The following is a 17,534-nucleotide window of genomic DNA, read 5'->3' as shown; positions in this document are numbered from 1 at the left end:
GAGACCGTCCGGGGCCGTTCGCGTGTCGAGCTCAGAGGCTCTTGAGGATCTCCCGCATCAGCTCGGCGGTCTCGGACGGCGTCTTGCCGACCTTGACGCCGACGGCCTCGAGGGCCTCCTTCTTCGCCTGGGCGGTGCCGGACGAGCCGGACACGATGGCGCCGGCGTGGCCCATCGTCTTGCCCTCGGGCGCGGTGAAGCCGGCGACGTAGCCGACGACCGGCTTGGTGACGTGGTCCTTGATGTACGCCGCCGCACGCTCCTCGGCGTCGCCGCCGATCTCGCCGATCATCACGATCGCCTTGGTGTCGGGGTCCGCCTCGAACGCCTCGAGCGCGTCGATGTGGGTGGTGCCGATGACCGGGTCGCCGCCGATGCCGATGGCGGTCGAGAAGCCGTGGTCCCGCAGCTCGAACATCATCTGGTAGGTCAGCGTGCCGGACTTCGAGACCAGGCCGACCGGGCCCGTGCCCGCGATCGTGTGCGGGGTGATCCCGGCCAGCGACTCGCCGGGCGTGATGATGCCGGGGCAGTTCGGGCCGATCATCCGGGTCTGCTTGCCCTGCAGGTAGGACCACACCTCGGCGGTGTCCTGGACGGGCACCCCCTCGGTGATGACCACCAGCAGGCCGATGCCGGCGTCGATGGCCTCGATGCAGGCGTCCTTGGTGAACGCCGGCGGCACGAAGACCACCGACACGTCGGCGCCGGTCTCGGCCATCGCCTCCTTGACGGTGCCGAACACCGGCAGCTCCTGGCCGCCGAGCTCGACGGAGGTGCCCGCCTTGCGCGCGTTCACGCCGCCGACGATGTTCGAGCCGGCGTCGAGCATCAGGGTGGTGTGCTTGGAGCCCATCCCGCCCGTCATGCCCTGGACGATGATCTTGGAGTCCTTGTTGAGGTAGATAGACATCTGCTTCTCGTCCTTACGCGTTCGCGAGCTCGGCGGCCTTGTCGGCCGCACCGTCCATCGTGTCGACCAGGGTCACCAGCGGGTGGTCCAGCTCCTGGAGGATCCGGCGTCCCTCCGCCACGTTATTGCCGTCGAGGCGTACGACGAGGGGCTTGTTCTCCTCGTCACCGAGGATCTCCAGCGCGCCCTTGATGCCGTTCGCGACCTCGTCGCACGCCGTGATGCCGCCGAAGACGTTCACGAACACGCTCTTGACCTGCGGGTCGTGCAGGATCACGTCGAGGCCGTCGGCCATCACCTGTGCGTTCGCGCCGCCGCCGATGTCGAGGAAGTTCGCCGGCTTCACGCCGCCGTGCTTCTCACCGGCGTACGCGACGACGTCGAGCGTGGACATGACCAGCCCGGCGCCGTTGCCGATGATGCCGACCTGGCCGTCGAGCTTGACGTAGTTGAGGCCCTTGTCCTTGGCCTTCGCCTCGAGCGGGTCGGCCTCCTCGCGGATCTCGAACTGCTCGTGGTCCGGGTGCCGGACCTCGGAGGCGTTGTCGTCCAGCGACACCTTGCCGTCCAGCGCCTCGAGCTTGTCGTCGGCCAGCCGCGCGAGCGGGTTGACCTCGACCAGCGTGGCGTCCTCCTCGACGAAGACCCGGTACAGCGACTGGATCATCGCCACGGCCTGCTCGAAGACGGGCTCGGGGAACTTCGCCTCGGTGGCGATCGCCCGGGCCTTCGCCTCGTCGACGCCGGCGCCGGGGTCGATCGGGATCTGCTTCACGGCGTCCGGGTTGGTCTTGGCGACCTCCTCGATCTCGACGCCGCCCTCGACGGAGGCGATGCACAGGTACCGGCGGTTCGCGCGGTCGAGCAGGAAGGAGAAGTAGTACTCCTCCTCCGGCGGGGTCGCCGGCGTGACCAGGACCCGGTTGACCCGGAGGCCCTTGATCTCCATGCCCAGGATGTTCGACGCGTGCTCGAACGCCTCGTCGGCGGTCTTGGCGAGCTTCACGCCGCCCGCCTTGCCGCGGCCGCCGGCCTTGACCTGCGCCTTGACGACGGTCACACCGCCGATCTCCTCGGCGGCCGCCTTCGCGGCCTCGGCGGTCTCGACGACGACGCCGAGCGTCGTCACCACACCGTGCTTGGCGAAGAGCTCCTTCGCCTGGTACTCCATCAGATCCACTGATCCACCAAGTCTCTAGTCGGAGCGGGCGGGCGCTGCCCATGGCATTCCACAGGGCGCCCGCGACGTGCTCAGGGGTGTCCTTCGCACCTTAGTCCCGGCCTCGGGCGTACGACGAGGGCGGGCCGACGTGACGTGGGGCACCCCTCGGTGAGGTCTCGGCCCGCGGTCACTCGGCGAAGTGCTCGGCCACCCAGCCGGTGATCTCGGTGGTCGGGGCGCCCGGCGTGAACACCTTGGCGACGCCGATCTCCTCGAGCAGCGGGATGTCCTCCTCCGGGATGATCCCGCCTCCGAACACCACGATGTCCGACGCGTCGCGCTCGCGGAGCAGCTCGACGAGCTTCTTGAACAGCGTCATGTGCGCGCCCGAGAGCACGGAGAGACCGATCAGGTCGGCGTCCTCCTGGATCGCGGTCTCGACGATCTGCTCCGGCGTCTGGTGCAGGCCGGTGTAGACCACCTCGTGGCCGGCGTCCCGCAGCGCGCGAGCGACGATCTTCGCGCCCCGGTCATGCCCGTCGAGGCCGGGCTTGCCGACCACGATCCGGATCCGTCGCGTGGGGGCGGTGCTCGTCATGAGCGCAGGCTAGCCGACGCGTGAGGAGGGTCACGCCTCGGCCCGGGGCGGGGGGCGGTGTCGGTCGACCGGAGGTCGACCTCCAGAATTACCCACTGAGCGCCGCATCGATTCCCCACGACCGTGATCAGTCCGTTACAGTCGGGCCTCGCCGTCTGAACCCCCGAGCAGCGGAGAGAATATTCATGGGTAACCACCGAGCGGATCGTCGCGGCCCCAGCCGCCGTCCCTCGGACCTCCCGACCCCGGTCGCCGCCGCGACCACCGCGGTCGGGAAGCGCAGGGCCGACAAGCCCGCGAAGGCCGACCGCATCGAACGTGCCGCAGCGATCACCGCCGCACCCACGACCGAGAACGAGCAGCCCCGTCCGAGCCAGAAGTCCCACGGCACCCCCGCCGGCAAGCGCGTCGCCAGCCGCCACTCCTCGACGCGCGGCCCTCTCTTCCGCGGCCTGCCCTCCCCTCCGATCCTGCTCGGCGTCGCGGCCCTCGCGATCTCCGCGGGCGGCGCGCTCACGGCGGCGGGCGGCGGCCTGGGCGACGACGCCGCGAAGTTCAGCCAGGCCAGCGCCCTCAGCGGCGCCAGCGACGTCTCCAGCGTCAGCCTGCTCGACCGCCAGACGGTCTCGCGCGACTCGCGCCGCGACGCCCTCGCGGACGCTGCCGACGCCCAGCTCGTCGACCAGGCCGAGAGCCAGCTCAAGCAGCGCGACGCCGCGCTGGCGAAGTTCGCGCAGCAGGCCGAGCAGCAGGCGGCCAAGCTCAAGCTCAACCAGTGGGTGCTGCCGGTCGACCCGGGCGCCTACCACCTGACCGCCGGCTTCGGTGAGTACTCCGGCCTCTGGTCGCACTTCCACACCGGCCTGGACTTCGCGGCGCCCACCGGCACCCCGATCCACGCGGTCGCGAACGGTGTCGTCACCTCCGTCGGGTACGACGGCGCGTACGGCAACAAGACCGTGATCACCCTGGACGACGGCACCGAGCTCTGGTTCTGCCACCAGAACTCCTACGCCGTGGACGTCGGCCAGGAGGTCCACGCCGGCGACCTGATCGGCTACGTCGGCTCCACCGGCAACACCACCGGTCCGCACCTCCACCTCGAGGTCCGGCCCGGCGCCGGCGACCCGGTCGACCCGTACGAGGCCCTGGTGGTCCACGGGCTGCACCCTTGATCTGAGCGGCGGAGCCGGTCAGATCGATGGTGGTCGAGTAGCTCGGCGCGACTGCGGGACGAAGTCGCGGCGGGCGTATCGAGACCCGTCGGGTTGAGCGGCTCGTCCTCGGCCCGGCACCTCATCGGGTCTCGATACGCCGTCGCTCGTTCCTCACGACGGCTACTCGACCAACGAGCGGCCCACCTCACCGGGTCCCGATCCGCCAACGAGGAGGGTCAGAGCTTCTCCACGGGCGCGTAGCGCAGCAGCAGCCGCTTCACGCCCTCGGACCCGAAGTCGATCGACGCGACGGTCTTGTCGGCGGCGCCCTCGAGCGCGACCACGGTGCCCATGCCGAAGGAGTCGTGCAGCACCCGGTCGCCGGGCTCCAGGCTCGGGATCTCGCGGGCCGGCTTCGCCCGTGCGGCGGCGTCGGCGCGCACGGCCGCCGCGGAGAAGTTCCGTCGGCCCGCCGCGGTCGGCTCGCCGAAGCGCTGGCCGCCGGAGAGGTCCGGCCGGCCCCACCGGGTCTGCGCGGCCTCGGTGCGCCGCCAGTCCACGAGGTCGACGGGGAGCTCGTCGAGGAACCGGGAGCCGGGGTTGTGCGACGGCGCGCCCCAGGCGGACCGCACGACGGCACGCGAGAGGTAGAGGCGCTCGCGGGCGCGGGTGACCCCGACGTACGCCAGCCGGCGCTCCTCCTCGAGCTCGGGCTGGTCGCCGAGGGCGCGGGCGTGCGGGAACACGCCGTCCTCGAGCCCGGTCAGGAACACCACCGGGAACTCCAGCCCCTTCGCGGTGTGCAGGGTCATCAGCGTGACCACGCCGGACTGGTCCGGGTCGTCGTCGGGGATCTGGTCGGCGTCCGCGACCAGTGCGACCCGCTCCAGGAAGTCGCCGAGCCCCGGCGCGACCGTGCCCGCCTCGACGTCGGCGGGGTCGGCGGACGGGCCGGCCTGGGGGTCGTCGGCGAACTCGCGGGCGACCGCGACGAGCTCGGCCAGGTTCTCCAGCCGGGTCTCGTCCTGCGGGTCGTCGCTCTCCTCGAGGGAGGTGAGGTAGCCCGACCGCGCGAGGGTGGCCTCCAGGACGACGTCGGGGCGCTCACCCCCGTCCACCATCGACTGGAGCTCCTCGACCATCGCCACGAACCCCTGGATCTGGGTCAGGGACCGGGTCGCGAGGCCGGGGGCGTCCTCCGCCCTGCGCAGCGCCTCCCAGAACGTGATCCGGTCGCGCTCGGCGAGCGCGTTCACGCAGGCCACCGCGCGGTCGCCGATGCCGCGCTTGGGGGTGTTCAGGATCCGCCGCAGCGACACCTGGTCGGCGGGGTTGACCAGCATCCGCAGGTACGCCAGCGCGTCGCGGACCTCACGCCGCTCGTAGAACCGCACGCCGCCGACGACCTTGTACGGCATGCCGAGGCGGATGAAGACCTCCTCGAACACCCGAGACTGCGCGTTGGTCCGGTAGAAGACGGCCACGTCGCCGGGCCGGTAGGCCTTCGCGTCGGTGAGCTTGTCGATCTCCTCGCTGACGAACCGCGCCTCGTCGTGCTCGTCGTCCGCGACGTACCCCACGATCCGCTCACCGTCGCCCGCGTCCGACCAGAGCCGCTTGTCCTTGCGCCCCTTGTTGTGCCCGATCACGGAGTTGGCGGCGGTCAGGATGGTCTGCGTGGAGCGGTAGTTCTGCTCCAGCAGGATCGAGGTGGCGTTCGGGAAGTCCTGCTCGAAGTCGAGGATGTTGCGGATGTTCGCGCCACGGAAGGCGTAGATCGACTGGTCCGCGTCACCGACCACCATCAGCTCGGCAGGCTCGACCCGCTCGGGCTCGGTCAGCCCCTTCTCCTCCAGCGGGTCCGCGCACAGCTCGTGGATGAAGGCGTACTGCGCGTGGTTGGTGTCCTGGTACTCGTCGACCAGCACGTGCCGGAACCGCCGCCGGTAGGTCTCGCGGACCTCCGGGAACTGCTGGAAGAGGTGCACGGTGAGCATGATCAGGTCGTCGAAGTCGAGGGCGTTCGCCTCGCGGAGGCGCCGCTGGTAGGTCGTGTACGCCGCGGCGTACGTCTCCTCGAGGTGGTTGCGCGCGTCCTTGGTGGCGTCCTCGGCGTCGCGCAGCTCGTTCTTCTGGTTCGAGACCCAGTGCAGCAGCGCTCCGGGCTGGTAGCGGCGCGGGTCGAGGTCGAGGTCGTTGCAGACCAGCGTCATCAACCGCTTCTGGTCGGCCGCGTCGTAGATGGAGAAGTTGGACTTGTAGCCCAGCCCCACCTTGTCGAACGCAGTGACCTCCTTGCGGAGGATCCGCACGCAGGCCGAGTGGAACGTCGAGACCCACATGATCCGGGCGCGCTTGCCGACCAGCTCCTCGACCCGCTCCTTCATCTCGGCGGCCGCCTTGTTGGTGAAGGTGATCGCCAGGATCGAGCCCGGGTGGGCCTTCCGCTCCTGGATCAGCCACGCGATCCGGCGGGTCAGCACCCGGGTCTTGCCGGAGCCGGCGCCGGCCACGACGAGCAGCGGCGCGCCCTCGTGGACGACGGCCGCGCGCTGCGGCTCGTTGAGCCCCTCGAGGAGCTCCTCGGCGGTGGGACCGCTCCTGGTGGTGCGGGGTTCGTCGGGCGCGACGGACTCGAGTCCGGGAAGCGGTATCGGGCTGCTCATCTCGGTGCCCAGCCTACGGCGGGGCACCGACGCGTCACCGGGGCCTGTTCACACCCAGAAGACGGCGACGCAGATGTTGCCGACGGTCAGCAGCAGGAGCAGCGCCCACAGGCCCTTCGAGATGCTCGGCTTGCGCAGGTTGGCCATCACCAGGACCAGGATCAGCAGCGCGACGACGCCCTTCACCGCGATCTTGGCGTGGTTCACGTCCTGGTCGTCGGCCTCGAGCACGCCGACCAGCGCGAGGCCCGCGACGAACGCCGTCCCGATGCCGTCCCGCATGAGCGCGTTGACCGACTTCTCCGGGCTGCGTGCCTGGACGAGCAGACCGCCCAGGAGGGCGGCGAAACCGAGGATGTGGATCACGAGGAGAAGGTGCCGCAGGAACTCCATGCGGGGATCCTAGTGAGGCTCCCGGTCAGAGCAGACGGCGGTCCGACGCCCAGCGGGTGAGCTCGTGCCGGGAGGAGAGCTGGAGCTTGCGGAGCACGCTCGACATGTGGGTCTCGACGGTCTTGATCGAGATGAACAGCTCCTTGGCCACCTCCTTGTAGGCGTAGCCGCGGGCGATCAGCCGCATCACCTCCCGCTCGCGCTCGGTGAGCCGGTCCAGGTCCTCGTCGACCGCGGACACCTCGATCGTGCCGCTGAACGCGTCCAGCACGAAGCCGGCCAGCCGCGGCGAGAACACCGCATCGCCCTCGGACACCCGCTGGATCGCCTGCACCAGCTCGGGCCCGGTGATGGTCTTGGTGACGTAGCCGCGCGCACCCCCGCGGATGGTGCCGATCACGTCCTCGGCGGCATCGCTCACCGACAGCGCGAGGTAGCGGGTCTCGGGAGAGGCGCCGGTGGCCGTGACCTTGCGCATCACCTCGACCCCACCGCCGCCGGGCAGGTGCACGTCGAGCAGCACGACGGAGGGGCGGTACGCCGACACGGCCGCGACCGCCTCGTCGACGTCGGCCGCCTCGGCGAGCACGTCCACGAGGCCGTGGCCGGCGCTCTCGAGCTCCGCGCGGACCCCGCGCCGGAACATCGCGTGGTCGTCGACGATGACGACGCTGACCGGGTCACTCATGGCTCTCCTCCTGGGACTGACGGGCGAGGTGCAGCCGGACCTCGGTGCCCTCGCCGGGAGCGGACCGGACCTCGGCCGTCCCGCCGTGGCGCTGCATGCGGTCCACGATGCTGTGGCGGACGCCGTACCGGTCCGACGGCACGCCGGCCGGGTCGAAGCCCGTGCCGCGGTCCCGGACGAACACGTCGACCGCGGCCGGCGTGACCTCGGCGTACACGTCGACCCGGCCGGTCCCGGCGTGCTTCGCGGCGTTGGTGACCGCCTCGCCCGCGGCCTTCACGAGCGGTCCGAGCTGCTCGTCGAGGTCGCAGTCGCCGACCGAGACGACGTCCACCGAGACGGCGTACTCGTCCTCCACCCGGGCCGCGACGCCGCGCAGCGCGCTGGCGACGGTGCGCTCGTCGGTCGACTCCCCGGCGTACAGCCAGGCCCGCAGGTCGCGCTCCTGGGCGCGGGCCAGCCGCGCGACCGTCGCGCCGTCGTCGGAGTTCTTCTGGATCAGCGCGAGCGTCTGCAGCACGGAGTCGTGCAGGTGCGCGGCGACGTCGGCGCGCTCCTGGGTCCGCACGCGCTCGGCGCGCTCGTCGGTGAGGTCGGCGGCGAGCCGGTAGATCCACGGACCGATCACGATGCCGAGGCCCACGACCGTGAGGATCGCGGCGACCGCCACGTCGCGGGCCATCGAGACCGAGCCGCCGTGCGCCGAGTAGAGCACCAGGGCCAGCAGGATCAGCAGCACGCCGACCGCGACCCGGGCGTACGACGCCCAGCCGCCGCGGCCGAACACCACTCGCACCGGGTCGATCCGTCCGGAGCTGTCCAGCCACCGCTCACGCTGTGCCTCGTCGGCCTGCCGCCAGAGCAGGCCGATGCCGACGATGCCGATCAGCAGGGGCCAGAAGACCGCGCCCCGGCCGAGCACCGCGTCGAGCAGCAGGATCGCGCCGAGACCGAGCGCGGCCAGCGCGATCACGGGACCGATGTCGCCCAGCCGGCGCATCCGGCCCGGGCGACGACCGCCGCGGGTCGCGCTCTCGATGCCGGGCGCGCCGGTCTCGAAGTGCGAGTCCGACGGCAGCATCCACCACAGGCCGGCGTACAGCGCGACGCCCATGCCACCGAGGAACGCCCCCAGCACGAAGCCCGCACGCACCCACAGGACGGGGACGCCGAGGTGCCGGGCGAGCCCGGAGGCGACGCCGCCGAAGATCGGCTCCTGCGTGTCGCGGGCGGCGCGCCGGCCGCCGAGCGGGACCGTCGCGTCGGCGGTGGTGTGGGGACTGCTCATCGTGGCTCAATCGTCACACAGCGGGATGCCCCCCACCATGAGGGTGGACCCCGGCCCGACCCTGACCGCGGACGGCCTCCCCCGGCCCAGGATCAGGGGCGTCCCCGATGGTCCCGAGGCGTGCGGAGCGACAACCTTGGTGCCATGACCACCACCCCACCCGAAGCACCGTCCGGCGGGCCGACCGGCCCCCGGGTCACCGGCGACCAGGTCCGCGACCTGGGCCGCCTCCGCCGCTCCCGCGCCGACCGCAAGGTCGCGGGGGTCGCCGGGGGCCTCGCCCGCCACCTCGACGTCGACCCGCTGATCCTGCGTGTCGCGTTCGTGGTGCTGGTGTTCTTCGGCGGCGCCGGCCTGATCCTGTACGGCGCCTGCTGGCTGTTGGTCCCCGACGACGGCGCCGAGCGGGCGGCCATCCACCTCGACGACCGCAGCCGCTCGGTCGCGCTGCTGATCGTCGGCGTGGTCGCCGCGGCGGCGCTCATCGGCGACTCGTGGGGCGCCTTCTGGTTCCCCTGGCCGGTCGCCGTCGTCGCGCTGATCGCCCTGTGGCTGCTGACGCGCAACAATCCGCAGTCCCCCGCCGCGCCTGCGGCGGCGCCGCCGCCGCCCGCCGCCTCCGGCCCGGTGCCCCCGGCGTACCCCGCCGCCCCCCAGACCTACCAGACCTACCAGCCCTACGTGCCGCCGGTGACCTACACGCGGCCGCCGAACCCGCGCAAGCGCGGCCCGATCCTGTTCTGGTTCACGCTGGCGCTGATCGCCTTCGGCGAGGGCCTGCTCGGGATCATCGACCTGGCCGGGGCGAACGTCGCCGGCCCGGCGTACCCGGCCCTCGCCGTCGCCATCTGTGGCGCGATGCTGGTCCTCGGCGCGTTCTTCGGTCGCGCCGGCGGCATCATCCTCCTCGGCCTGGTCGCCGCGGTCGCGCTGGCCGCTTCCACCGCAGCCGACAAGATCGACACCGACTCGGTGTCGGTCGCGCCCACGACGGCCGCAGCCGTCGACTCGACGTACTCCCTCGACGTCGGTGAGCAGCACGTCGACCTCACCCGGGTCGCCGACCTCGACAGCCTCGACGGGCGCACCATCCACGTCGACGGTGACCTCGGTTCCATCGACGTGACCCTGCCCGAGGGCGTGCGCGTGCTGGTCGACGCCCGCGTCCACGGACCCGGCGACATCAAGCTGTTCGGGGACGAGCACGGCGGCATCGACATCGAGCAGCAGCGCACCGCCGGCGCCCCCGGCGACCCCACCGTCACGCTGGACCTCGAGCTCAGCGTCGGCACGATCGAGGTGACCCGATGAACCGCGAGTCCGCACGCCACCCCGTCAACGTCGGCCACCTGGTGATGGGCATCGCCTTCCTCGGGATGGTCGGTGTCTGGGCCCTGGTCCAGGCCGACGCCGTCGGGAACGGCGACGTCCGCTGGCTGCTGCCGGTCCCGTGGGTCCTCGCGGGCCTCGGCGGCCTGCTCGCCATCGGGCTGTCCAGCAGCCGCAAGTGGACGACCCGACAGACCGGCTGGGTCACCAACGACGCCACAGCCGACACCGACGACACCAACGACACCGAGGAGCTCCGATGAACGACCTGCGCATGAAGAACCTGGTACGCCGACGCGACGACCGGATGGTCGCCGGGGTGTGCGCCGGGGTGGCCGACCACCTCGGCGTGGACGTGACGCTCGTCCGGGTCGCGGCCGTCGTGGGGCTGGTGTTCAGCTTCGGCGCCGCCCTCGTCGCCTACGTCGCGGCGTGGATCCTGATGCCGGAGGTCTGAAGCCGGCACGCCTCGAGCGTGCTGACGGCGGGAAGGACGTGAACCCGGATGACAGGATGACGGCCATGACCAGTCCCCGCCTCGGGCCCAGCCTGGGACGCATCGAGACCGTCCCCGCTCTGGACCGCCCCGACCTGCTGGCCGCGCCGGTCCTCGCCGCACTGACCTCCTGGTCGCACGCCGACCGCGTCGGGGTGGTCGAGATCGATCCCGGCCTCGCCGACACGGCCGCGCTGGCGGACGCCTACGCGCTCGGCATGGACACCGGCGCGAACTGCGTCGTCGTGGCCGGACGCCGGGACGGCGTCGAGCGGGTCGCGGCCTGCCTGGTCCGGGCCGACACCCGCGCGGACGTCAACAACCTGGTCAAGCGCACCCTGGACGTCCGCAAGGCGTCGTTCCTCGCGATGGACCGCGCCGTGGAGGAGTCCGGCATGGAGTACGGCGGCATCACCCCGGTCGGCATCCCCGAGGAGTGGCGACTGCTCGTCGACCCGCGCGTCCTCGACATCGAGGTCGCCGTGATCGGCTCCGGCGTCCGCAGGTCCAAGCTGCTGATCCCGGGCGCCCTCGCGGGTGAGCTGCCGGGAGCCGAGGTCGTGCCAGGGTTGGCGTCGTGAACGACGGGCGGAACGAGACCGAGGAGGAGCGGCTCGACCGCAAGTGGAACGACCTCCTCCAGGAGCTGCGGGTCATGCAGACCGGCGCGCAGCTGACCGCCGGCTTCCTGCTGACCCTGCCCTTCCAGTCGACGTTCCAGGACCTGGACGACTTCGCGACCGGCCTCTACCTCACGCTGGTGGTGCTGGCCGCGCTGACGACCGCGCTGGTGCTGGCGCCGGTCGCGATCCACCGCCGGCTCTCCGGTCGCCACATCAAGGAGCGGCTCGTCAACACCGCGCACCGGCTCGTGTACGGCGTCCTCACGTGCCTGACGTTCCTCGTGTCCGGCATGGTGATGCTGATCTTCGACGTCGTGGTGGACCGCACCTACGCCGTCGTCGCGTCGGGGTCGATCTTCCTGGTGCTCGTGCTGCTGCTCGCGGTGCTACCGCTGTCCCTGGTGCGGAGCGACGACTAGCCTCCGGGCGTGACGACGCTCACCGCGTAAATGATTCGCTCCCGAAACACTCTTCTCCGTAGCGTGGGAGCGTGCACCACCTGCCCCACGACCACCCCGGAGTCCCGGACCACCGCAGCCCCGGGCGCTTCCTGTGGTGGATGGCCCGGCAGCAGTGGCCGACCCTCGTCGGCGGGATGTGCTTCGGCATCGTCTGGATGAGCGCGCAGGCGGTCATGCCGGCCGTCATCGGACTCGCGATCGACCGCGGCGTCGCCGACAAGGACACGTCCGAGCTGGCCAAGTGGGCGGCGATCCTGTTCGCGATCGGCCTGGTCCAGGCGGCCAGCGGCATCATGCGGCACCGGTTCGCGGTGACCAACTGGCTGATCGCGGCGTACCGGACCGTCCAGCTGGTGAGTCGGCAGACGGTGCGGCTCGGCGGCACCCTCCCCCGCAAGGTGTCGACCGGCGAGGTCGTCGCGATCGGCACCAACGACCTCTCCCACCTCGGCCAGCTGATGGACGTCTCGGCCCGCTTCGCCGGCGCCTGCGTCTCGTTCGTCCTGGTCGCGGTGATCCTGCTGCAGACCTCGGTCACGCTCGGCCTCGTGGTGCTGGTCGGCGTCCCGCTGCTGATGCTCGGCGTCGCCCCGATCCTCGGCCCGCTGCAGCGCCGGAGCGCCCACCAGCGGCACCTGATGGGCGCGCTCTCGAACACCGCCAGCGACATCGTCGGCGGCCTGCGGGTGCTGCGCGGCATCGGCGGCGAGCAGGTCTTCCACGAGCGCTACGTCCGCGAGTCGCAGACCACCCGGCAGGCGGGCGTCCAGGTCGCCCGGTTGCAGTCGGTGCTCGACGCGCTCCAGGTGTTCCTGCCCGGGCTGTTCGTGGTGATCGTCGTCTGGATCGGTGCCCGGTACGCCGTGGAGGGCACGATCACGCCCGGCGAGCTGGTCGCCTTCTACGGCTACTCGGCGTTCCTGATGATCCCGCTGCGCACGGCCACCGAGTACGCCAACAAGATCATCCGCGCCCGGGTCGCCGCCGCCCGCGTGGTGCGGGTGCTCGCGCTCGAGCCCGAGGTCGGTGAGCCGGCCCACCCCGCGGGCTCGCCCGCACCGGGGGCCGAGCTCCGCGACGACCGCACCGGGCTCCTGGTCCGCCACGGTCTGCTGACGGCGGTCGTGAGCGAGCAGCCGGACGAGTCGGCCGAGCTGGCCGACCGGCTCGGCATGACGCACGCGCCCGTCGACGACGAGGTGACGCTGGGCGGCGTGCCGCTGACGGCGCTGTCCTCCGCCGAGGTCCGCCGCCGGATCGTCGTCTCCGACACCGGCGCACTGTTCTTCTCCGGCCGCCTCGGCGACCGCCTGGACGTCACCGGTCGCGGCGACGTCGAACGCGCCCTCGACACCGCGTCCGCCGCCGACATCCTGGACGCCCTGCCCGACGGCCTCGACACCGTGGTCGCCGAGCGCGGCCGCAGCTTCTCCGGCGGCCAGCGCCAGCGGCTGGTGCTCGCCCGCGCGCTCGCCGTCGACCCGGAGATCCTGGTGCTGGTCGAGCCGACCTCCGCGGTCGACGCCCACACCGAGGCCCGGGTCGCGGACCGGCTGCACCGCCACCGGGCGGGGCGCACGACGGTGGTGACCACCTCCAGCCCGCTGATGCTCGACCGCGCCGACGTGGTGGCGTTCCTCCGGGGCGGCCGCGTGGTCGCGACCGGCACCCACGGCGAGCTGCTCGGCTCGAACGCCGAGTACCGCCGGGTGGTCACCCGCGAGACCGAGGCCGAGCTGGCCGTGAGCGAGGTGGCCCCGCGATGAGCGCCACGACCCACCTGCCGGTGGCCGACAGCCGCGGCGTGCGGCGGTACGCCGCCGCGCTGGCCCGCCGGCACCCGAGGATGCTGTGGGGCGCACTGTCGCTCCACGTGCTCGCCGCGCTCGCCGCGCTGGCCGCGCCGCGGCTGATGGGTGACCTGGTCCAGGCCGTCGAGGACGGCACCACTGTCGGCCACGTCGACCGGATCGTCGCCCTCCTGGCCGGCTTCCTCGTGCTGCAGACGGTGCTGACCCGCTTCGCCCGCTACCTGTCCCAGGTGCTGGGCGAGCAGGTGCTCGCCGAGCTGCGCGAGGACTTCGTCGACAACACGCTGGCGCTCCCGGTCGGCGTCGTCGAGGCCGCCGGCTCCGGTGACCTGCTCACCCGGACCAGCCGCGACGTCGACCAGCTCGGCTGGTCGGTGCGGATGGCGCTGCCGGAGTGGACCATCGCCGTGGTCACCGCGGTGGTCACGTTCGTCGCCGCGCTGAGCGTCGGCTGGTGGGTGTCGATCCCCTGCGTGCTCGGCGTGCCCCCGCTGGTGATCGGGCTGCGGTGGTACCTCAGGCGCGCCAAGGACGGCTACCTGCGCGAGAGCGCGACGTACTCCCAGATCAACGCGACCCTCACCGAGACGGTCGAGGGCGCGCGCACGGTCGAGGCGCTCGGCCTCGGTGACGAGCGGCTCCGCGCGATCGACGAGGACATCGCGGGATCGTTCCGCGCGGAGCGCTACACGCTCTACCTGCGCACCGTGTTCTTCCCCAACATGGAGATCGCCTACCTGGTCCCGACCGTCGCGACGCTGATGTTCGGCGGGTACCTCTACACCCAGGGCGAGGTCTCGCTGGGCGCCGTCACCACCGCGACGCTGTACGTGCAGATGCTCATCGACCCGGTCGACCGGATCGTCTCGATCCTCGACGAGCTGCAGCTCGGCGCCGCGTCGCTCGCGCGACTGCTCGGCGTCGCCCAGGTGCCGGACGACCGCGAGGTCAGCGGCCGCGAGCCGGAGGGCGAGAAGCTGGACGCCGAGGACGTCCGCTTCTCCTACGTCGAGGGCCGGGACGTGCTGCACGGCGTCGACCTGGCGGTGGGCGTGGGCGAGCGGATCGCGATGGTCGGCCCGTCCGGGGCCGGCAAGTCCACGCTCGGGCGGCTGCTCGCGGGCATCCACCCACCACGCACCGGCTCGGTCACCGTCGGCGGCGTCGGGCTGACCGAGCTGCCGCTGGACGACCTGCGCGGCCACGTCGCGCTCGTCACCCAGGAGCACCACGTCTTCGTCGGCACGATCCGGGAGAACCTCGCGCTCGCCCGGCCGGGCGCCTCCGACGCCGACATCCGCGACGCGCTCGACGCCGTGGACGCGCTGGACTGGGTCGACGCGCTCGAGGACGGCCTGGACACCGTCGTCGGGTCGGGCGGCCGTGCGGTGACCGCCGCGCAGGCACAGCAGGTCGCGCTCGCCCGCCTCGTGCTGGCCGACCCCCACACGCTGGTGCTCGACGAGGCGACCTCGCTCATCGACCCGCGGGCCGCCCGCCACCTCGAGCGGTCGCTGGCGGCCGTGCTGGAGGGCCGGACCGTGATCGCGATCGCGCACCGGCTCTTCTCGGCGCACGACGCGGACCGGGTCGCGGTGGTCGAGGACGGGAAGATCGCCGAGCTCGGGTCCCACGACGAGCTGGTCGCCGCCGGCGGCTCCTACGCGGCGCTCTGGGACAGCTGGCACGGACGAGGGGCTGGCGACTAGGCCGATTGTGACAGTTATGCTGTCAACATGAAGCTCTCGACGCCGCTGTTGTACTCCGGCAACCCCCGCGAGGCCGCCGACCAGGTCGTGGGCCTCGAGAAGGCCGGCCTCGACACCGTCTGGGTGGCCGAGGCCTACGGGTTCGACTCCCCCACGCTGATGGGCTACCTCGCCGCCAAGACCGAGACCATCGAGATCGGCGCCGGCATCCTCAACGTCTTCTCCCGGACCCCGAGCGCGCTGCTGCAGACCGCCGCGGGCCTCGACAACGTCTCCGGCGGCCGCGCCGTGATCGGCCTGGGCGCCTCCGGTCCGCAGGTCATCGAGGGCTTCCACGGCCTGCCGTACGACAGGCCGCTGGGCCGCACCCGCGAGGTCATCTCGATCCTCCGGCAGGGGCTGCGCCGCGAGACCCTCGTCCACGACGGCAAGATCTTCACCCTCCCCCTGCCCGCCGACCAGGGCCTGGGCCTCGGCAAGCCGCTGAAGATCCTCACCAAGGTCGAGCGCAACGTCGTGCCGATCTGGGTCGCCGCGCTCGGGGACGCCAACGTCGCGATGACCGCCGAGCTCGCCGACGGCTGGCTGCCGTTCCTGTTCCTGCCCGAGAAGGCCCACCAGGTCTGGGGCGAGGCCCTCGCCAAGGGCGCGGCGAAGCGCTCCGCCGACCTGGCGCCGCTCGAGGTCTCCGCCGGTGGCATGGTCGCGATCGGAGAGGGCGAGGACACCAAGAAGCTGCTCGACCTGATGCGGCCGCTGTACGCGCTGTACGTCGGCGGCATGGGCGCCCGCGGCAAGAACTTCTACAACGAGCTCGCGTGCCACTACGGCTACGAGAAGGAGGCGAAGCAGATCCAGGACCTCTACCTCGACGGCAACAAGCGCGACGCCGAGGCGCTCGTGCCGACCGAGTGGCTCGAGGCGGGCAACCTGGTCGGACCGGCGTCCTACGTCCGGGAGCGGATCGCGGCCTTCCGGGAGGCCGGCGTGACCAACCTCCAGATCAGCCCGGTCACCGAGGACCCGGCCGCGACCGTCGCGCAGGTCAAGGAGTGGGTGTCCTGATGACGGCGTCGATCCAGCGCCCGTCGATCTACGAGCAGGAGCACGAGGACTTCCGGCAGAGCGTGCGGACCTTCCTCGAGAAGGAGGTCGTGCCGCACCACCACCAGTGGGAGAAGGACGGCCAGGTCAGCCGTGAGGTCTGGCAACGGGCCGGCGCGGCCGGGCTCCTGTGCTTCGACGTCGACGAGGAGTACGGCGGCGCGGGGGTCAGGGACTTCCGCTACAACACCGTCGTCGCCGAGGAGATGGCCCGGGTCGGCGCGAGCGGCCCCGGCTTCCCCGTGCACAGCGACATCATCGTCCCCTACATCTCCTCGCTGGGGACGCCCGAGCAGAAGCGTCGCTGGCTGCCCGGCCTGGTCAGCGGCGAGCTCATCTCGGCGATCGCGATGACCGAGCCCGGCGCCGGCAGCGACCTCCAGGGCATCCGCACCTCGGCCGTCTTCGAGCCCGGCAGGGACTGCTACGTGCTGAACGGCTCCAAGACGTTCATCAGCAACGGCATCCTCTCCGACGTGGTGATCGTGGTCTGCCGGACCGACCCGGACGCGGGCCACAAGGGCATCTCGCTGCTGGTCGTCGAGCGCGGCATGAAGGGCTTCGAGCGGGGCCGCAACCTGGAGAAGGTCGGCATGAAGGCCCAGGACACCGCCGAGCTCTTCTTCGACGACGTCGAGGTGCCGAAGGAGAACCTCCTCGGCGAGGAGGGCTCGGGCTTCATCTCGCTGATGATGAACCTCCCCCAGGAGCGCATCTCGATCGCCGCGATGGCGGTCGCCGCCATCGAGCAGGTCCTGGACCTGTCGCTGGCCTACGCCAAGGAGCGGCAGGCGTTCGGCAGGCCGATCGGCTCCTTCCAGCACAACCGCTTCGTGCTCGCGGAGATGGCGACGAACGCGCACGTGGCCCGGGTGTTCGTCAACGACTGCATCCTCAAGCTGAACGCGGGTGAGGTCGACACCACGCTCGCGGCGATGGCGAAGTGGTGGACCACCGAGCTGCAGAAGCAGGTCGTCGATGCGGGCGTCCAGCTGCACGGCGGGTACGGCTACATGCTGGAGTACCCGATCGCGAAGGCCTTCACGGACAGCCGGATCCAGACGATCTACGGCGGCACGACCGAGATCCAGAAGGAGATCATCGGCCGCAGCCTGGGGATCTAGACACGGGTCCTA

General features: G+C 71.7%; 17 protein-coding genes. 10 read left to right on the top strand and 7 right to left on the bottom strand.

The features are described 5' to 3' along the window. Window positions 1-31 precede the first annotated feature (31 nt). From sucD to N538_RS0100465, 3 genes are all read right to left on the bottom strand, one after another. Entirely contained in the window at window positions 32-913 is an 882-nt protein-coding gene (gene sucD / locus N538_RS0100475) for a succinate--CoA ligase subunit alpha (RefSeq protein WP_028635656.1), read from the bottom strand. A 13-nt stretch (window positions 914-926) separates the two neighbouring features. Continuing rightward, window positions 927-2,093: an ADP-forming succinate--CoA ligase subunit beta gene (gene sucC, locus N538_RS0100470; RefSeq protein ID WP_028635655.1), complete on the bottom strand. Its 1,167-nt coding sequence runs from the start codon at window positions 2,091-2,093 to the stop codon at window positions 927-929. Window positions 2,094-2,262: 169 nt separating this feature from the next. Beyond that, the gene (locus tag N538_RS0100465; protein WP_028635654.1) at window positions 2,263-2,673 is read right to left on the bottom strand and encodes a cobalamin B12-binding domain-containing protein; all 411 of its coding nucleotides are present in this window, start codon (window positions 2,671-2,673) and stop codon (window positions 2,263-2,265) included. Between the two features lie 185 nt (window positions 2,674-2,858). On the opposite strand from N538_RS0100465, the gene N538_RS27020 reads away from it, so the two are divergent. Continuing rightward, the gene (locus N538_RS27020; RefSeq protein WP_051548516.1) at window positions 2,859-3,848 is read left to right on the top strand and encodes a M23 family metallopeptidase; all 990 of its coding nucleotides are present in this window, start codon (window positions 2,859-2,861) and stop codon (window positions 3,846-3,848) included. A 218-nt stretch (window positions 3,849-4,066) separates the two neighbouring features. On the opposite strand, the gene pcrA is transcribed toward N538_RS27020, so the two are convergent. The 4 genes from pcrA to N538_RS0100440 are packed head-to-tail and all read right to left on the bottom strand — an operon-like array spanning window position 4,067 to window position 8,865. Beyond that, window positions 4,067-6,496: a DNA helicase PcrA gene (pcrA, locus tag N538_RS0100455; RefSeq protein ID WP_036568976.1), complete on the bottom strand. Its 2,430-nt coding sequence runs from the start codon at window positions 6,494-6,496 to the stop codon at window positions 4,067-4,069. 48 nt (window positions 6,497-6,544) lie between these two features. Beyond that, window positions 6,545-6,889, bottom strand: a complete 345-nt coding sequence (locus tag N538_RS0100450; RefSeq protein WP_028635652.1) for a hypothetical protein — start codon at window positions 6,887-6,889, stop codon at window positions 6,545-6,547. Between the two features lie 25 nt (window positions 6,890-6,914). Next, the gene (locus tag N538_RS0100445) at window positions 6,915-7,577 is read right to left on the bottom strand and encodes a LuxR C-terminal-related transcriptional regulator (RefSeq protein ID WP_028635651.1); all 663 of its coding nucleotides are present in this window, start codon (window positions 7,575-7,577) and stop codon (window positions 6,915-6,917) included. Then, window positions 7,570-8,865, bottom strand: coding sequence for an ATP-binding protein (locus N538_RS0100440; RefSeq protein ID WP_028635650.1), 1,296 nt, complete (start codon window positions 8,863-8,865; stop codon window positions 7,570-7,572). Before N538_RS0100440 ends, N538_RS0100445 begins: the two co-directional genes overlap by 8 nt. Before the next feature lie 144 nt (window positions 8,866-9,009). Between N538_RS0100440 and N538_RS0100435 the strand changes: the two genes are divergently transcribed. The 9 genes from N538_RS0100435 to N538_RS0100395 all read left to right on the top strand — a co-directional run bounded on the left by N538_RS0100435 (window position 9,010) and on the right by N538_RS0100395 (window position 17,522). Further along, window positions 9,010-10,176, top strand: coding sequence for a PspC domain-containing protein (locus tag N538_RS0100435; protein ID WP_028635649.1), 1,167 nt, complete (start codon window positions 9,010-9,012; stop codon window positions 10,174-10,176). Then, window positions 10,173-10,457: a hypothetical protein gene (locus N538_RS0100430; protein WP_028635648.1), complete on the top strand. Its 285-nt coding sequence runs from the start codon at window positions 10,173-10,175 to the stop codon at window positions 10,455-10,457. The genes N538_RS0100435 and N538_RS0100430 overlap by 4 nt, the downstream gene beginning before the upstream one ends. Further along, the gene (locus N538_RS0100425; protein ID WP_028635647.1) at window positions 10,454-10,651 is read left to right on the top strand and encodes a PspC domain-containing protein; all 198 of its coding nucleotides are present in this window, start codon (window positions 10,454-10,456) and stop codon (window positions 10,649-10,651) included. The genes N538_RS0100430 and N538_RS0100425 overlap by 4 nt, the downstream gene beginning before the upstream one ends. 65 nt (window positions 10,652-10,716) lie before the next feature. Beyond that, a complete protein-coding gene (locus tag N538_RS0100420; protein ID WP_028635646.1) occupies window positions 10,717-11,271 on the top strand; it encodes a YbaK/EbsC family protein in 555 nt (184 codons plus the stop codon). Next, complete coding sequence (locus N538_RS0100415) at window positions 11,268-11,732, top strand: DUF6328 family protein (protein WP_028635645.1); 465 nt, start codon at window positions 11,268-11,270, stop codon at window positions 11,730-11,732. The genes N538_RS0100420 and N538_RS0100415 overlap by 4 nt, the downstream gene beginning before the upstream one ends. 71 nt (window positions 11,733-11,803) lie before the next feature. Next, window positions 11,804-13,540, top strand: coding sequence for an ABC transporter ATP-binding protein (locus N538_RS0100410; protein WP_028635644.1), 1,737 nt, complete (start codon window positions 11,804-11,806; stop codon window positions 13,538-13,540). Then, window positions 13,537-15,294 carry an ABC transporter ATP-binding protein gene (locus N538_RS0100405; RefSeq protein ID WP_028635643.1) on the top strand — a complete coding sequence of 586 codons (1,758 nt, stop codon included), beginning with the start codon at window positions 13,537-13,539 and terminating at the stop codon, window positions 15,292-15,294. The genes N538_RS0100410 and N538_RS0100405 overlap by 4 nt, the downstream gene beginning before the upstream one ends. A gap of 27 nt (window positions 15,295-15,321) precedes the next feature. Next, complete coding sequence (locus N538_RS0100400; RefSeq protein ID WP_028635642.1) at window positions 15,322-16,359, top strand: LLM class F420-dependent oxidoreductase; 1,038 nt, start codon at window positions 15,322-15,324, stop codon at window positions 16,357-16,359. Continuing rightward, window positions 16,359-17,522 carry an acyl-CoA dehydrogenase family protein gene (locus N538_RS0100395; protein ID WP_269320311.1) on the top strand — a complete coding sequence of 388 codons (1,164 nt, stop codon included), beginning with the start codon at window positions 16,359-16,361 and terminating at the stop codon, window positions 17,520-17,522. Before N538_RS0100400 ends, N538_RS0100395 begins: the two co-directional genes overlap by 1 nt. Window positions 17,523-17,534 lie beyond the last annotated feature (12 nt).

It is taken from the genome of Nocardioides sp. URHA0032 (assembly GCF_000620645.1).
GTDB lineage: Bacteria > Actinomycetota > Actinomycetes > Propionibacteriales > Nocardioidaceae > Nocardioides.
Note: the sequence above shows the minus strand (reverse complement) of the source record. Positions and strands in the feature narration are given on the sequence as shown.

What these genes read in the sequence shown, in the direction of transcription:
- N538_RS0100450 (WP_028635652.1), bottom strand. Translation starts at nt 6,889, where the DNA reads ATGGAGTTCCTGCGGCACCTTCTCCTCGTGATCCACATCCTCGGTTTC.
- N538_RS0100440 (WP_028635650.1), bottom strand. Translation starts at nt 8,865, where the DNA reads ATGAGCAGTCCCCACACCACCGCCGACGCGACGGTCCCGCTCGGCGGC.
- N538_RS27020 (WP_051548516.1), top strand. Translation starts at nt 2,859, where the DNA reads ATGGGTAACCACCGAGCGGATCGTCGCGGCCCCAGCCGCCGTCCCTCG.
- N538_RS0100465 (WP_028635654.1), bottom strand. Translation starts at nt 2,673, where the DNA reads ATGACGAGCACCGCCCCCACGCGACGGATCCGGATCGTGGTCGGCAAG.
- sucD (WP_028635656.1), bottom strand. Translation starts at nt 913, where the DNA reads ATGTCTATCTACCTCAACAAGGACTCCAAGATCATCGTCCAGGGCATG.
- N538_RS0100425 (WP_028635647.1), top strand. Translation starts at nt 10,454, where the DNA reads ATGAACGACCTGCGCATGAAGAACCTGGTACGCCGACGCGACGACCGG.
- N538_RS0100435 (WP_028635649.1), top strand. Translation starts at nt 9,010, where the DNA reads ATGACCACCACCCCACCCGAAGCACCGTCCGGCGGGCCGACCGGCCCC.
- N538_RS0100405 (WP_028635643.1), top strand. Translation starts at nt 13,537, where the DNA reads ATGAGCGCCACGACCCACCTGCCGGTGGCCGACAGCCGCGGCGTGCGG.
- N538_RS0100430 (WP_028635648.1), top strand. Translation starts at nt 10,173, where the DNA reads ATGAACCGCGAGTCCGCACGCCACCCCGTCAACGTCGGCCACCTGGTG.
- N538_RS0100400 (WP_028635642.1), top strand. Translation starts at nt 15,322, where the DNA reads ATGAAGCTCTCGACGCCGCTGTTGTACTCCGGCAACCCCCGCGAGGCC.
- N538_RS0100445 (WP_028635651.1), bottom strand. Translation starts at nt 7,577, where the DNA reads ATGAGTGACCCGGTCAGCGTCGTCATCGTCGACGACCACGCGATGTTC.
- N538_RS0100420 (WP_028635646.1), top strand. Translation starts at nt 10,717, where the DNA reads ATGACCAGTCCCCGCCTCGGGCCCAGCCTGGGACGCATCGAGACCGTC.
- pcrA (WP_036568976.1), bottom strand. Translation starts at nt 6,496, where the DNA reads ATGAGCAGCCCGATACCGCTTCCCGGACTCGAGTCCGTCGCGCCCGAC.
- N538_RS0100395 (WP_269320311.1), top strand. Translation starts at nt 16,359, where the DNA reads ATGACGGCGTCGATCCAGCGCCCGTCGATCTACGAGCAGGAGCACGAG.